This window comes from Bacillus sp. FSL E2-8887 (assembly GCF_038007205.1).
GTDB lineage: Bacteria > Bacillota > Bacilli > Bacillales > Bacillaceae_G > Bacillus_A > Bacillus_A mycoides.
Genome location: NZ_JBBOWS010000001.1, coordinates 2,472,872 through 2,487,834, shown reverse-complemented (window position 1 = coordinate 2,487,834; position 14,963 = coordinate 2,472,872). Strand labels below are relative to the sequence as shown.

General features: G+C 33.8%; 17 protein-coding genes. 11 read left to right on the top strand and 6 right to left on the bottom strand.

Features of this window, described 5'->3' with window-relative positions; genetic code table 11:
* Positions 1–11: 11 nt before the first annotated feature.
* From NSQ08_RS12460 to NSQ08_RS12450, 3 genes are all read left to right on the top strand, one after another.
* Entirely contained in the window at positions 12–1,496 is a 1,485-nt protein-coding gene (locus NSQ08_RS12460) for an aldehyde dehydrogenase family protein (RefSeq protein ID WP_340775223.1), read from the top strand.
* Positions 1,497–1,628: 132 nt separating this feature from the next.
* Positions 1,629–3,119 (top strand): alanine/glycine:cation symporter family protein, encoded by a 1,491-nt coding sequence (locus NSQ08_RS12455; RefSeq protein WP_002189873.1) that lies wholly within the window; start codon positions 1,629–1,631, stop codon positions 3,117–3,119.
* Positions 3,120–3,244: 125 nt separating this feature from the next.
* Entirely contained in the window at positions 3,245–3,610 is a 366-nt protein-coding gene (locus tag NSQ08_RS12450) for a carboxymuconolactone decarboxylase family protein (protein WP_002085063.1), read from the top strand.
* A gap of 54 nt (positions 3,611–3,664) precedes the next feature.
* Here NSQ08_RS12450 and NSQ08_RS12445 read toward each other — a convergent pair whose 3' ends face one another.
* Positions 3,665–3,937 (bottom strand): hypothetical protein, encoded by a 273-nt coding sequence (locus NSQ08_RS12445; RefSeq protein WP_002012986.1) that lies wholly within the window; start codon positions 3,935–3,937, stop codon positions 3,665–3,667.
* A gap of 1 nt (position 3,938) precedes the next feature.
* Positions 3,939–4,580, bottom strand: a complete 642-nt coding sequence (locus NSQ08_RS12440; RefSeq protein ID WP_002189871.1) for an HD domain-containing protein — start codon at positions 4,578–4,580, stop codon at positions 3,939–3,941.
* Positions 4,581–4,685: 105 nt separating this feature from the next.
* On the opposite strand from NSQ08_RS12440, the gene NSQ08_RS12435 reads away from it, so the two are divergent.
* The 5 genes from NSQ08_RS12435 to NSQ08_RS12415 all read left to right on the top strand — a co-directional run bounded on the left by NSQ08_RS12435 (position 4,686) and on the right by NSQ08_RS12415 (position 9,895).
* Positions 4,686–5,189 (top strand): GNAT family N-acetyltransferase, encoded by a 504-nt coding sequence (locus NSQ08_RS12435; protein WP_002065767.1) that lies wholly within the window; start codon positions 4,686–4,688, stop codon positions 5,187–5,189.
* 255 nt (positions 5,190–5,444) lie between these two features.
* Entirely contained in the window at positions 5,445–5,960 is a 516-nt protein-coding gene (locus NSQ08_RS12430; protein WP_012261083.1) for a DinB family protein, read from the top strand.
* A 387-nt stretch (positions 5,961–6,347) separates the two neighbouring features.
* Positions 6,348–7,013: a lytic polysaccharide monooxygenase gene (locus tag NSQ08_RS12425; protein WP_002012991.1), complete on the top strand. Its 666-nt coding sequence runs from the start codon at positions 6,348–6,350 to the stop codon at positions 7,011–7,013.
* 150 nt (positions 7,014–7,163) lie between these two features.
* Positions 7,164–8,093, top strand: coding sequence for a manganese-dependent inorganic pyrophosphatase (gene ppaC / locus NSQ08_RS12420; RefSeq protein ID WP_002189868.1), 930 nt, complete (start codon positions 7,164–7,166; stop codon positions 8,091–8,093).
* A 104-nt stretch (positions 8,094–8,197) separates the two neighbouring features.
* Positions 8,198–9,895, top strand: a complete 1,698-nt coding sequence (locus NSQ08_RS12415; RefSeq protein WP_033728234.1) for a M3 family oligoendopeptidase — start codon at positions 8,198–8,200, stop codon at positions 9,893–9,895.
* A gap of 21 nt (positions 9,896–9,916) precedes the next feature.
* On the opposite strand, the gene NSQ08_RS12410 is transcribed toward NSQ08_RS12415, so the two are convergent.
* A complete protein-coding gene (locus NSQ08_RS12410) occupies positions 9,917–10,105 on the bottom strand; it encodes a DUF4017 family protein (protein WP_002032631.1) in 189 nt (62 codons plus the stop codon).
* Between the two features lie 176 nt (positions 10,106–10,281).
* Here NSQ08_RS12410 and NSQ08_RS12405 point away from each other — a divergent pair, with 176 nt between their 5' ends.
* From NSQ08_RS12405 to NSQ08_RS12395, 3 genes are all read left to right on the top strand, one after another.
* The gene (locus tag NSQ08_RS12405) at positions 10,282–11,490 is read left to right on the top strand and encodes a peptide ABC transporter permease (RefSeq protein WP_340775195.1); all 1,209 of its coding nucleotides are present in this window, start codon (positions 10,282–10,284) and stop codon (positions 11,488–11,490) included.
* A gap of 20 nt (positions 11,491–11,510) precedes the next feature.
* Positions 11,511–11,960, top strand: a complete 450-nt coding sequence (locus NSQ08_RS12400; protein ID WP_340775192.1) for a DUF6884 domain-containing protein — start codon at positions 11,511–11,513, stop codon at positions 11,958–11,960.
* A gap of 132 nt (positions 11,961–12,092) precedes the next feature.
* The gene (locus NSQ08_RS12395; RefSeq protein ID WP_002085081.1) at positions 12,093–12,278 is read left to right on the top strand and encodes a hypothetical protein; all 186 of its coding nucleotides are present in this window, start codon (positions 12,093–12,095) and stop codon (positions 12,276–12,278) included.
* A 51-nt stretch (positions 12,279–12,329) separates the two neighbouring features.
* On the opposite strand, the gene NSQ08_RS12390 is transcribed toward NSQ08_RS12395, so the two are convergent.
* The 3 genes from NSQ08_RS12390 to NSQ08_RS12380 all read right to left on the bottom strand — a co-directional run bounded on the left by NSQ08_RS12390 (position 12,330) and on the right by NSQ08_RS12380 (position 14,029).
* Positions 12,330–12,782 (bottom strand): hypothetical protein, encoded by a 453-nt coding sequence (locus NSQ08_RS12390; protein WP_002012998.1) that lies wholly within the window; start codon positions 12,780–12,782, stop codon positions 12,330–12,332.
* Between the two features lie 137 nt (positions 12,783–12,919).
* On the bottom strand, positions 12,920–13,276 hold the full coding sequence (locus tag NSQ08_RS12385) for a hypothetical protein (protein ID WP_000606233.1): 357 nt from the start codon (positions 13,274–13,276) through the stop codon (positions 12,920–12,922).
* A 129-nt stretch (positions 13,277–13,405) separates the two neighbouring features.
* Entirely contained in the window at positions 13,406–14,029 is a 624-nt protein-coding gene (locus NSQ08_RS12380; RefSeq protein ID WP_002189863.1) for a hypothetical protein, read from the bottom strand.
* Positions 14,030–14,963 lie beyond the last annotated feature (934 nt).

Here is a 14,963-nt window from a genome sequence, read left to right as displayed (position 1 = left end):
GGAGAGTATATATGTTAACGACAAACATTGAGCTGAAACCAAAAGTGAAAGCGTTTTTAAATGAAGGAATTAAAATGTTCATTAATGGTGAATTTGTTTCTTCAATAAGTGGGAAGACATTTGAAACATACAATCCAGCGACAGAAGATGTTCTAGCAGTCGTATGTGAAGCGCAAGAAGAAGATATTGATGTCGCAGTAAAAGCGGCAAGATTTGCTTTTGAATCAGGCCCGTGGGCAGAGATGACTACTGCTGAAAGAGCACACCTTATTTATAAATTAGCAGATTTAATTGAAGAGCATAGAGAAGAATTAGCACAGCTGGAAGCTTTAGATAATGGAAAACCATATCAAGTAGCACTTGATGATGATATTTCAGCGACTGTAGAAAATTACCGCTATTACGCGGGATGGGCTACAAAAATTATTGGGCAAACCATTCCAATTTCAAAAGATTATTTAAATTACACACGCCATGAACCGGTTGGCGTTGTAGGTCAAATTATCCCGTGGAATTTTCCGCTCGTTATGTCTTCTTGGAAAATGGGAGCCGCTCTTGCGACGGGTTGTACGATTGTATTAAAACCAGCAGAGCAAACACCTTTATCTTTACTATATACAGCGAAGCTTTTTAAAGAAGCTGGTTTTCCAAACGGTGTCGTAAACTTTGTACCAGGTTTCGGTCCTGAAGCAGGATCGGCAATTGTAAACCATCATGATATTGATAAAGTAGCTTTCACAGGTTCAACAGTTACAGGGAAATATATTATGCGTCAATCTGCAGAAACAATTAAACATGTAACGTTAGAACTTGGTGGTAAGTCACCAAACATCATTTTAGAAGATGCTGACTTAGAAGAAGCGATTAACGGTGCGTTCCAAGGTATTATGTATAATCATGGTCAAAATTGTAGTGCAGGCTCTCGCGTGTTTGTCCACCGAAAACATTATGAAACAGTCGTAAATGAACTTGTAAAAATGGCGAATGACGTGAAGCTAGGGGCAGGTATGGAGGCGGAAACTGAAATGGGACCGCTCGTATCTAAAAAACAACAAGAGCGTGTGCTAAATTACATTGAACAAGGAAGAGCTGAAGGTGCTACTGTTGCAGCTGGTGGTAAACGTGCATTTGAAAAAGGTTATTTTGTACAGCCAACAGTATTCACAAATGTTACAGACGATATGACAATCGTTAAGGAAGAAATTTTCGGACCAGTTGTCGTTGTACTCCCGTTCGATTCGACAGAAGAAGTAATTGAAAGAGCAAATCGCTCGTCTTACGGGCTTGCTGCGGGCGTATGGACACAAAATATTAAAACCGGACATCAAGTTGCCAATAAATTAAAGGCAGGAACAGTGTGGATTAATGATTATAACTTAGAAAATGCAGCTGCACCATTTGGTGGATATAAGCAATCTGGTATCGGACGTGAATTAGGTTCATACGCCCTTGATAACTATACAGAAGTGAAAAGTGTTTGGGTAAATATAAAGTAATAGAGAGTCTAACTGTTAATAAATAGAGGGATGAAATAATGAGAGATGCGGACAACTGGAAGGTTTAATAATAGTTGTCCGTTTTCTTATATATAAAATTGCTTTTTCAAAAGAATTATAAGGGGGATTTGGATGGAGCAGTTAGTAGAATGGTTAGTAGGGCAAGTTTGGAGTATTGGTTTAGTTGTTTTCGCATTAGGAGCAGGAGTGTATTTCACAATTGCAACTCGTTTTTTACAAATTCGCTATTTTAAGGAGATGATTAAACTATTATTTGAAGGGAAGAGCTCGGAGACTGGGATATCATCCTTTCAAGCATTTTGTTTGGCGTTATCAGGTAGGGTTGGAATTGGTAATATCGCAGGAGTAGCGACAGCTATCGCTTTCGGCGGACCTGGAGCTGTATTTTGGATGTGGGTGATGGCATTATTAGGAGCAGCTAGTGCATTTATTGAATCAACATTAGCACAAGTATATAAAAGTAAAGTAGGCAATGAATACCGTGGTGGTACGCCATATTTCATTGAGAAAGGCTTGAAAATGAAATGGTTTGCGGTCATTGTAGCGGTCGTTGTAACACTATCATATGGCGTTTTATTACCAGGTATTCAATCGAGTAGTATCGCAGTTGGATTTGAAAATTCTAATGGTATTAGCAAATATATAACTGGTATATTGTTAGTCGTATTATTAGCAGCTATCATTTTTGGTGGCGTAAAGAGAATTGCGGGCGTTTCTCAAATGCTAGTTCCATTTATGGCAATTGGTTATGTAATTGTTACATGTATCGTATTAATTGCGAATGTAACGGAAATTCCAAGTATGTTTGCTTTAATTTTCTCAAGTGCTTTTGGTGTAAATGAAATGTTTGGCGGCATCGTCGGCGCAGCTATTGCATGGGGAGTAAAGCGTGCTGTATTTTCAAACGTCGCTGGTGTTGGGGAAGCGACATATAGCTCCGCTGCTGCTGAAGTATCTCATCCTGCAAAACAAGGGCTAGTTCAAGCGTTTTCTGTATATATTGATACAATTGTAGTATGTACAGCGACAGCTCTTATGATATTAATAACAGGTATGTATAATGTAATACCTGAAGGGAAAAGTGCTATTGTAAAGAATATGGGAAATGTAGATGCAGGTCCAATCTATACACAACAAGCAGTTGAAACTGTTATGACAGGATTTGGTCCATTATTTATTTCAATCGCAATCTTCTTTTTTGCATTTACAACTTTACTCGCGTACTACTATATCGCTGAAACGACACTCACTTATTTAGATCGTGACCTCAAATATAGCTGGTTAAAACCAGTTTTGAAAATTGGGTTTTTAATTATGGTTTACATCGGTAGCGTAGAATCAGCGTCGCTATTATGGAACCTTGGAGATTTAGGAATCGGTAGTATGGCATGGTTAAACTTAATCGCGATTCTATTATTAAGTAAAACGGCATTAAAAGTGTTAAAAGACTATGAAACGCAGAAAAAAGAAGGGAAAGATCCAGTGTTTGATCCTAAAAATGTGGGAATTGAAGGTTTAACATTTTGGGAAGAAAGAAATAAAGAGGTTGAAAGGAAAAATTCTAAAGAAAAAGTGTCAGTAGATAATGGGCTGAAACTGTAGATGTGCAAATTTAAAAGTAAAATAAACTGAAAATTCATTCTATTTTTTAAAGTAAATATTTGTATATGTCCTTCATTTTATCTCATACTAAAGTAAGTGTGAATAAAATGAATGGAGGATATACGATGGAAAATCAACAATATGGCTCTATAAATGATGTATTACTTGATTATAAAGAAGGTATAGGGAATTTTACGCAACAAATCCCTGAAATTGCAGAAACATATAACGCTTTTACACAAGCATGTTTTCAGGAGGGTACATTAACTAAAAGAGAAAAGCAGCTCATTGCATTAGGGATTAGTTTAGCAACACAAGACGAATATTGTACGATTTATCATACGAAGGGCTGTATTGACCAAGGATGTTCTGATAAAGAAATTTTAGAAGCTTGTGGTGTTTCAGCCGCGTTTGCTGGGGGAGCTGCAATGAGTCAGGCAGTAACCTTAGTACAAGAATGTCTGGTGGAATTGAAACATCAAAGTCATTAAACAAGAAAAAGCCCTCCTTAAAATATTCTTTTAAGGGGGACTTTCTAGTTTAGTCTAATTTTTTTGAAAGAGTTTCAATTGTTTCATATAGTCGATAGCTTTTGTTTTATTACTCTGTTTAGAAACATAGTGTGCCTCGTTTAAATCTCTATAAAAACTATTAAATATTTCTTCAGAAAGTATGCCGTCAGAGATAGCTTTTTTTACTGCACAGTGTGGTTCATTTGTATGCGAACAATTAGAAAATTTACATTTCCGAGATATACCCGCAATATCTTCATATCCAAAATCAAAGTTACCTTTATGTTCTATCAAGTCAAATCCCATTTTAATATTCTATATTTTTATAAATCGATGTCTCTATATTAGGGAGAAGTGTGTATATGCTCTTACCAATTAAAGATTCTAATTCTTTCTTAATTGCATAGAATCCCTTCCAATGGAAAGAAGTATGAGAGGTTGTGCCATGACGTAAACCAACTGAAACCAATCTTTTTTCAAGAGTAGTAAAGCCTTCCGCATCAGCAAGTGCGTCACAAAGGGTAATCACCTTATTGTATAAGTCGTAGTCACTGTTTTCATTCAATATTTCAATTAATCGGCTTTCCATATAATCAGGAACAATGCTCCACTCTGCCGCGATATCTAAATGCTCATTTTTGCAAGGAAATGAATGCGTCACACATATAATGGCGTTTCCTGTATACCCTAAATCATTCATATACATATAACCATCATAGGAATGAATAACAGATTTAGTAAAACCTTTATATCTTCCTATGTCATGCAGGAGGGCAGCGTTGTATGCTATATCAGCATCTAGGTCGTACCCATTATTAATAAGTTCAACAACTATCTTTTCAGTTGCAAGGGCAACATTACGTGAATGATCGAACCACGGACCTGGGTTTTGCTCATATGCCCACTGGAGTAATTTTCTTGCATATTTCCTATCTAATATATACTTCATATAGGTATCCTTTCTCTAAAAAATCATATATTTAATAATTTCATCTTAGTATTTCATTATTCCTGCTTTAAAAATTGTTACAATGAAACAAAAGGGGGAAAAGGAATGCGAAGTATAGTAATAGAAGAAATTAAACGACTTGATGAAGACATTGAAGAGCTTTCTGAACTGTTGAAAACTGTAGTAAATGATGAGGCGTCAATTGGTTTTTTACCTCCACTGGAACAAAAAGAAGCAACAAATTATTGGCAAACTGTATTAGCACCAGAAGTGATATTGTATGTTGCTAAAATAAACAATGAAGTGGCAGGGAGTATTCAATTACATTTAGTTACAAAGCCTAATGGGATACATAGAGCTGAAATTTGCAAGTTAATGACTCATCCAAACTTTAGACGTAATGGTATTGGACGTTTACTCATGCAAAAAGCAGAGGAGCGAGCAAAACAAGAAAAACGGTCTCTTTTAGTACTAGATACGAGAGAAGGAGACCCTTCCAATAGATTGTATAAATCATTAGACTATCAAGAAGTTGGAAAAATACCTGAATATGCAATTTCTCCGAATGGTGAGTTAGATGCAACGGTTATTTATTATAAAATGATTTAGTATTTTTATTTAAAAAGAGGGATATTTTCAAACCACGAAGTTGTTATTAGGTCTGAGTATTGATTTATAAAAAGATTGATAAACCCCTGTATAATAGGGGTTTTCTTTTCATTCATTAACTTCATATTGAATGTTCAATTTGAGGGCCAATTTGTATAAGGTTTTAATAGGTTTATAAGAGGTATTATTTAAATAGGAATTTTGAAGTCTTTTGGTGAATATTAAATGTTAATCTAAAAGATGGAGGTTGCTGTGATGTTGAAACTGTTTCAATATAACTGGCAAGTTCGTGATGAGTGGTTTACATTGTGCGAAGACATGCCGGATGAAGAACTATTAAAGAAACGGGTCGGTGGGTTCGGCAGTATACTACATACTTTATTTCACATTGTAGATGTGGAATATATGTGGATCTTAGGTTTGCGAGGTGAGCCAGTTCCTGAGGAGCCATTGTTTGAAGAGTATGCCAGCTTGCAAAAAGTAAAAAATCTCTCAGCTCAATATCACGAGAAAGTGAAGCCATTTGTGACATCTTGGACAAATGAAATGGATTATCGGAAACTTTCAGAAACTGATTTCAATGAAGAAACGATTAGCTCTAGAGACGCCCCAATCAGGCGCCGAGTCATTGAATGTACACACGGAGAGATAATACGTCATGTCATTGTCCATGAAATCCACCATATCGGCCAGTTATCTATATGGGCACGTGAAATAGGAAAGGAGCCTGTTTCCGCAAATCTGAGAGGAAGAGGGCTATTCGATAACTAGACTACCTTTGCCAATTTCGTAATTTATTTATAAACGAATGGTTTAATTGAGTATATTTAAAGCGTGTTTAGATCAATCTTTTTCAAAACACACTTTTTCTTTGTATTATTTTATCTAGGTTTATAGAGTTAATGTAATCAAACTTTTTTCGAAGCTACACAGTGATATATAATTGTAAGTAGTTAACAGTAAAACGACAAAATAAATAATAGATTTGATAACTGGTAATTAAAATGCGTGAAGAATTGATATTTTTGTAGCTAGAAGAATTTGAGAAAGTTTTTAGAGGGTTCTTTTAGTAATACTCTTCCACTTATAATGGATGTAGAGAAGATGACTAGGCAACTATAGTTATTTTTATTTCATTTTTGGGAAGGGGATGAAAGAATGAAAAAGACAAGTTTACAAAAGGTGAAGAAGGTTATATTAAGTGGCGGGATATTACTTACGGGGTTATTAACATTTGGATTTTCAGAAAAGGCTTCAGCTCATGGGTATGTAGAATCACCAGCGAGCCGATCTTATTTATGTAAGCAAGGGGTAAATGTAAATTGCGGTCCAGTTCAATATGAACCACAAAGTGTAGAAGGAATAGGGGGTTTTCCGCAATTAGGACCTTCTGATGGACAAATCGCAGGAGCTGGCCATTTTCCTGCTTTAGACGTTCAAGCAGTTGATAGGTGGAAGAAAGTTACGTTAAACGGCGGGATGAATACATTCAAGTGGAAACTAACCGCTCCTCATAGTACGAAAGAATGGAAATACTACATTACAAAGAAGGATTGGAATCCAAATATGCCTTTAACAAGGTCTAGTTTAGATTTAGTGCCGTTCTATGTAAAAAATGATGGCGGAGTTAGACCGGGGACAACAGTAACGCATGAAGCAAATGTACCAACTGACCGTAGTGGCTACCATCTTATTTTAGCTGTTTGGGAGATTGCGGACACTGGAAATGCGTTTTATCAAGTTATTGATGTGAACCTTGTGAATAATGGTTTAAATTCCAATTTTGCTTTTAACAATGTAGTGCAAGTTCCTACACTATTTTAAATTAAATATACATTTTGATCATCTAATTCATTTTAGATGATTTTTTTATGAAAAATATAGAAGAAACTGCAATTATTTATAAAAAAATGTGTCTAAAATATTGTCATATTTGCTTCTTTAAGATATCCTTTTCATGAAGAGGTGGAAAACATGGAAAAAGTACTAGTTTTCGGGCATAAAAACCCAGATACAGATGCAATTTGTTCTGCGATTGCTTATGCAGAATTGAAAAAAGAATTAGGAATGAATGCTGAGCCTGTACGTTTAGGCGAAATCAGTGGTGAAACTCAATTTGCGTTAGACTCTTTTAAAGTAGAAGGACCGCGTTTTGTTGAGACAGTAGCAAACGAAGTGGACAACGTTATTTTAGTTGACCATAACGAGCGTCAACAAAGTGCTAACGATATCGAATCTGTTCGTGTGTTAGAAGTTATTGACCATCACCGTATTGCTAACTTTGAAACAAGCGATCCTATTTACTACCGTTGTGAGCCAGTTGGATGTACAGCTACAATCTTAAACAAAATGTACAAAGAAAATGGCGTTACAATTCGTAAAGAAGTTGCTGGTTTAATGTTATCTGCAATCATTTCAGATTCTTTACTATTCAAATCTCCAACTTGCACAGAACAAGACGTAGCAGCAGCTCGTGAATTAGCGGAAATCGCTGGTGTAGATGCAGATAGCTACGGCTTAGAAATGTTAAAAGCTGGTGCTGATTTAAGCGGAAAAACAATGGAGCAATTAATCTCTCTTGACGCTAAAGAATTCCAAATGGGTAACGCGAAAGTTGAAATCGCACAAGTAAACGCTGTTGATACAAACGACGTTCTTGTACACCAAGCAGAACTTGAAAAAGTTATCACTACAGTAGTAGAAGAAAAAGGTTTGGACCTATTCTTATTCGTTGTAACTGATATCTTAACTAACGATTCTGTTGGTCTTGCGATTGGTAAAGCAACAAACGTTGTTGAGAAAGCTTACAACGTAACATTACAAAACAACGCAGCTACTTTAAAAGGTGTTGTATCTCGTAAAAAACAAATCGTTCCTGTATTAACAGAAACATTCCAAGCTTAATATTATAGAGTATGGATAAAAGAAAGGACAAGTAGTCATATTGGCTACTTGTTTTTTTTGAAAAAATGACAGAAAATTATAATTTTAAACAAGGAGGTTTGCGTATGTTTAATGGTTCAAAGACGTTAAAAAGGGATGGAAATAGGAAATGTTATGACTTGGAAACGTTGGAAAACAAATTTCAATCACTTTTAAATCAAAATATTTCTTCTGTTGCTGAATTAGAGGAATGGCTAATAAAGGAACAGCGTTTAACTGCTGAAGTAGAAGAGGTGTTAACGAGTCAATTAATTGCTGTGTATAGAGATACGAAAGACAGTACAATACGTAATCTACATAAATATAACCAAAATAGTATTCAACCACTTTTTAAAAAATACAATGCAAAATTTGATCGAAAATTTAGTGATTGTCCGTTTTCAAAGCTATTGGATGAACGAAAATACGGATACATGAAAAAAGTAAGATTGGTGAACAGCGAATTATTTAATGAAAAGAATATTTCTCTTGCCGTTAAGGAGGAGGGTTTTATAACGAAGTATAGAGAAATTATGTCTAACATAACAATCAATTGGAACAACGAAATAAGGACGTACGCATACGTTAAAGCAGAGTTGGATAACCCAAATAGAAGCATTCGTGAAAAGGCATGGCATGCTTTATGTGAAGCACGAAGTGTAGTAAAACCAGAAATAGATTGTATTATGAATGAACTTGTACAATTACGGAATCAAATGGCCCTAAATGCAGGGTTTAACAATTATAGCGAATATATTTTTAAGCTAAAAAACAGAGAATATAGTATTGAAGACTGTTATACGCTTCATGAATCTATAGAGAAGCTGGTTGTACCCGTATGGAAACGATTAGGGAATCTTTTTAAAAAGGATCTTGGTGTAAAAGCGTATCTTCCATGGGATCTTGCTCCTTGTACATTGCAGAAAGTTTCATTTCAAAATTCCAATGATTTATTGGATGGGATTGAAGAGATGTTAAGAAAGACAGATTCATATTTTCATGAGGAATTTATTCATATAAGGAAATCAGGATTAATTGACGTAGAAGAAAGGGAAAATAAGGCGCCGGGGGCTGCTTGTTTTACCTTACCTTATAACCAAGAGGTTTTTATTTATTCTAATTTTAGTCTATCATTTAACGCAATTAATGCACTCATACATGAAGTGGGTCATGCACTTCATTTCAATAAACAGTTTAACAATGAAAGTAGTATGCAAGAAAAATATCTTCGTGAAGAAGTAGCTGAGTTGTATTCTCATAGTCTCGAGCTATTACTAATGGATAAACTTAACATTTTTTATAAGGAAGAGAATGAATATAAGAAAGCACAACGAGAACAACTGCATCGAGCTTTGTCTTTATTAATTACGCCAGTTTCAGGTGATCTATTTCAGCATTGGCTCTATACCAATCCAAATCATTCATCAGAAGAACGGGATGAGAAATATCTTGAATTATGTAAAAGGTATAAATTTTCGTCAATCGATATTACAGGCTATGAGGAAGGGCTTGGTGCGAGTTGGATAGAATCGTTCCATTATATTCAGTATCCTTTTTACAAAATTGAATATGCAATTGCACAATTAGGAGCACTACAATTATTTCAAATATATCGGGAGAATCAAGAAAAAGCGATTACTTTCTTTAAAGAGGGAACGAGTGCGGATTGGAATGTTTCCGTACAGGAAATTTATGGTAATACAGGTGTTGCATTTGATTTTTCGCAAGAAACGGTACAAAGTACTGCTGGAGCTGTGTTGAAGTTTATAAGTGAATTAAAATAAGGATAGCATTCGCTATCCTCTTTATTCATAAGATCGTTTCTTGTTTATATAAAATGTAACAATAGCAGCAATAATGAAAATAGGTATTGCGTACGCTTGCCCAACGAATAATTTCCATCCTACATTATTATAGCCGTCAGATGCTGGAATGATAATTGCGATGATACAAACAATAATATAAGCTAATAATGCTGGGAGTATATTTTTCATAATTGTTCACCTCCTTTTAATACCAATGTTATGACTATATTTATATAATACATGATAAGTTTGTATTTGGAAAATTATGTACAAGATATATATTTTTGTAATTATGTAAATGAAATGGTTATTTGAAAATAGGGTAGATGATATATATATAGAATGATATAGGGGGGATTTGTATAATGGACAATATATTAAATAGAATGAAGCAAGATATAAATATGGAGTTATTGTATAAGTTATGGCCTGATTTTAAGAGGGCTGCTTTTGCATTGTATGATGATGAGTATGTGTATGTATTTCATCATCCATTATTTCTGACAGAGGATGATGATGGGTATACCGTTTTAAATTGGAATGAACAATTTAAAGGAGATACATTCATCATATTCAAAGATTATCCAACTGCCATCGTCAATATGAATAGGTATAGAGATTATGAAAGTTTATTTGCGATTGTAGTGCATGAACTTTTTCATTGTTATCAATATTTGAATGGTGAAAGTAGATTTTCAAATGAATCTCTAGGATTTCAATATCCTATATTAAAAGAAAATATTGAATTACGAAATAAAGAACGAATTTGTTTATATGATGCTGTTCATTGTAAGTCACAAGCTGAGAAGAATAACTATATTAAGCAATTTATTGAACTAAGAGAGCAAAGGGCTAATTTTATGAAAGAAGAGTTTGTAACATACGAGTGTATGGTTGAAAGTATAGAAGGGCCTGCTTGGTATGTTGAAATGAATGCTTACAATACAGTATGCAATAATGATGAAAGTGAAACATTACGAAAATATAGTAGATTAATTTTAGATGCATATGAAGCTAATTGTAACATAAGAAAGAGTTGCTATAGCTCAGGAATGTTTTTATGTTTATTATTAGATGAAATCCTTCCTGAGTGGAAAACGAGCTTCTTTAATAGTGATAAATCGCTATATGCTTTTTTAAAACAAAATATAAATGTGGATTTGGATTTAAACAATGAAATTACAATAAGTAATGAAACAAAGCAAATGATTCATTTTGTTCAAAACGAAAGAGACAAGGATTTTAAAGAATTTAATGAGAAAAAAGGATATCACCTGTATATTATAGGGGATATAAAATTAAATATGTTTAATCCAATGAACGTAAATTTAAAGGGAAATAAAGCATTACATAAAACCTTTGTAAGTGTAAGTATGCATAATAAAACATATATGCTAAATCAGCCTGTTTTAGCATCTTTTGAAGAAGATTATAAAAATATGAAACAAGTTCATATCATTATGAATGAAAAACCGGTAGAAAAAAATAATAGTTGGAACGTTGTGGGAATTGGAGACATAGAAGCTGAGTATGAAGAAGTGGAGAATTCTCTATTTTTATATTTAAAAAGTTAGAAGCGAGGTAAGAAATAACAATGAAAAGGTTATGCATAATTCCATGCGGAAAGAAGAAAATTTGGGATAATTACCCAGAGTATGGGGAGGCAGAGGCAAAAGATGTATATATTAGTCCATTCGGAAAAGCATGTCAGGCGTATGCAACTGAGTTTTTCGAGAATTGGGTTATATTATCAGCAAAGCATGGATTTTTAAGACCAAATGATATTGTAAAGGAAAATTATGATCTTGCATTTGATTCAAATAGTAATGAGATTATTAGCATAGAACAATTAAAACAACAGATGATTGATAAAGATTTACATCAGTTTGAAGAGATCGTCTTACTTGCGGGGAAGAAGCATAAAAAAGTAGTGACGAAGTTATATCCAGAAGAAATCATCACATATCCGTTAGCGGGATGTAGAGGGATTGGGTATATGTTGCAGAGGTTGAATGGGGCAGTGGAAGCGCAGAAGGAAGTATAGGGATAAATTAGTAATATAGATTCAAATTATGCTAAATTAATACATTTAAAATAGACTAGTAAACAAGCCTTTTTACGTTTTTAAACATAGAATATGATGAATTCTATTTTATATTAGGGGAGAGTCATATTCATGTGTAATAATTGTGGTTGTAGACGCAGAGATTGTAATAGATTTTGGGATGATTTAATGTTTGGAAGATGTAGACGCAGAGATTGTGATGATTGTGGTTGTAGACGTAAACGTGACTGTGATTGTGATGATTGCCGTCGCAATCGTAAACGTGACGACGATGATGATAAATGTCGTAAGTGGTAATATTTTAAAAAGAGTACTTTGAAGTAAGTACTCTTTTTGTGTATAAACCTTTTAAATTCCATCTTGAACAGATTTTTTTTCAATTTCCCATGAATCCTGTTTTATAATCTTTAAAGCTACATTAGTACCATTAGATTCCTTATAAAAGATATATCCGTGGTTTGATTTAACGTAAGTTAAAGGTTCGCCAATGCAATCTTTAGAACAAGATGTGTTGATAAGTTCAATTAAGGATAGTTCGCTAGGATCGGTTTTACTAGCATCTATAAGTGTATCAAGGTTCGTTTTACGAAAACCTTGTAAGTTTACATCGAAATTCTTTTCTATTTCTCCAGTAACGCTAGTATTCATTACTTCAACTGAATTTTTCTTTTCTAGAAGAAAACCATTTCCATAAAGGAATTTTGTATATCCAAGCCATGCGATTAAAAATAGTATAAAAAACATACCAGTTGTTTTAAGTTTTCGAAGCCGTTTACTTACGATTGATTCTGAATATTTCATTCAGCCTAATCCTCCAATGTTTTTATTTTAAAGTATGCGTGGGTATATATATTTAGAAGGAGATGAAAGTTAGAGAGTTACTGATTCAAAAAAAGAAAGCATCTGAAGTTAGGTGCTTTCTTTTTGATTACTGTCCGCTATCTGTTAGTTACTTGTTTCATAAGCGGTCTTATTTCTTTAACAGGTGGTTTTTTATCATAGGCATCAACGTAAGAAAAGTAATAATTTAAGTTTCTAAGAAGTCCCTTTCCTATTTTTGCGCTTAAGAAGGGGAATACTTGTCCAGTATAATCATCGAGAGATTTACAATAGTATTTTTCATCTAAGTATATGCTGTATTTACATGTTAGTTCTACTAATGAGTTACCTTCATCATCAAATACTTCTTTAGAATCAATAATGTCTATTAATGCGAATTTTTCATTCAGATAAACTTTCTTCTTTTTCTCGTGCTTATTTGTGAGAATAAATACGAGACCAATTGCGTTAATCAAACTATTTCCTCCTATAAAAAACGGATATTAATAAAATATATCGATATACGTTAAATGTAAAGAGGAGTAGTGAAATATCATTGATAGAAAACTAAATAAGCCGATTTGTTTTTTCAAATCGGCTTATTTTTATTGAAATACTTGCGGAAATTGTTTTACGATTGCGTCTGTTATCATGTCGGCCATTTCTAATGCTTCTTTTTCAATTTTATCGTATAGTTTTACACTGGCATCATAATCTTTATTTAGGAAGGCAAGTGCTTCCGCTTTCGTTAACGCTAAATGCTCATAAAACATTTTTCTAAATTCTTCTTTATCTATATATGGGTTGATACTGTTAAGAAATTCAGTGATTTCATCACCATTAGCGTACCATTTCTTTTCTATAGCGGCCGCTGCGTTTTGATCACCAGCTTTTGCGGCTTTAACAAGATCAGCAGCGATTGTTAAGTGGTCTTTAATTAATGCACTATATTTTTTCACTGCATTTTCTCCGTAGAATGGTTCAAGTGATAGCCCCATGTGTGTTGCATTTTGTAGAAGACGTCCAACGGTAACGTTTACGTCGGGCAAGTTAAAGATGATGCCTATAATGGCTAATCGTGTCCAAGCAACGTGTTGTTCCCATAAAGAACGCATATATCCTTTTAGAAAGTTTTCGTTTTTACTAACTCGGTAATTTCGTACAAATGAATCGAAGTTTCCATTAGTGATATGATAAGGGGAGTAATACGATTGCCAATAAGTATACATAAATAGTTACACTCCTTTGAACATGTATATCTCACAATATGATAAACGTTATTTTTAAGTTACGTGTCCAAGAGTTTTTTTGAGAGTTGGAAAAGGAGAAAGTTGAAGGGGAATAAAAAAACACACTTATGATATATATGAATAAAAAGAATTTTAAAATAATAGAGGTCCTGCAAGGGAAATTGCAGGACCTCAAAAGGGTATTGCCGAGATGTCGGACTCGACTACGTAATATTAACATAAAATTCTTTCAAAAAACCCTGGTAAATGTGTCCAAATGAGAAGGGTGCTTTTTAATAAAGTTAAAGGGATCTGCTTCCCGCGGCAGATCCCTTTAACTAGATAATGTTGATGAGCAAAAACTCATCTAGAGTACTTTTATAGTAACAAATGAAATTCACTTTGTGTATTGAGAAAAAATGAATTGCTTGTATGAATGTAGCGGATTTATATTTTGCTTTTTGGAATTATAATCATTTGTGGAGAGCGGAATAGGGTTCTAAAATGGAGAAAAGACTTTTCAGCCAGGCTACGATACATTGCAATATGTAAGTATAAAAAAAGACCTGCTAATTTAAGCAGGTCAACATAAGGGGTTTATCTAACAGATTATTATATATGGTAACAACTGTATTGTAGTTAGTCTAGAAGTTATATGTTGAGAAAATTTGTTTGAATGATATATATTTGGCACATGTATTAACGTTTAAAAAGTTGAGAAAGGAAATTCATAAGCTTGCTATAAGAAAATAAGGGCTGATACTTATAAAATGATTCATATTTCCACGCATCATTATTAGAGAATTGGAGTTATTTATTTAATGCTTTAGGTTTGTTGGAATTATTGTAACGACTCTTCATAATTTAACCTCCTCAAATTCATATGTATACGATTAGTAGTATTCTAGGAAGGTAAATTAAATGAATATTTATT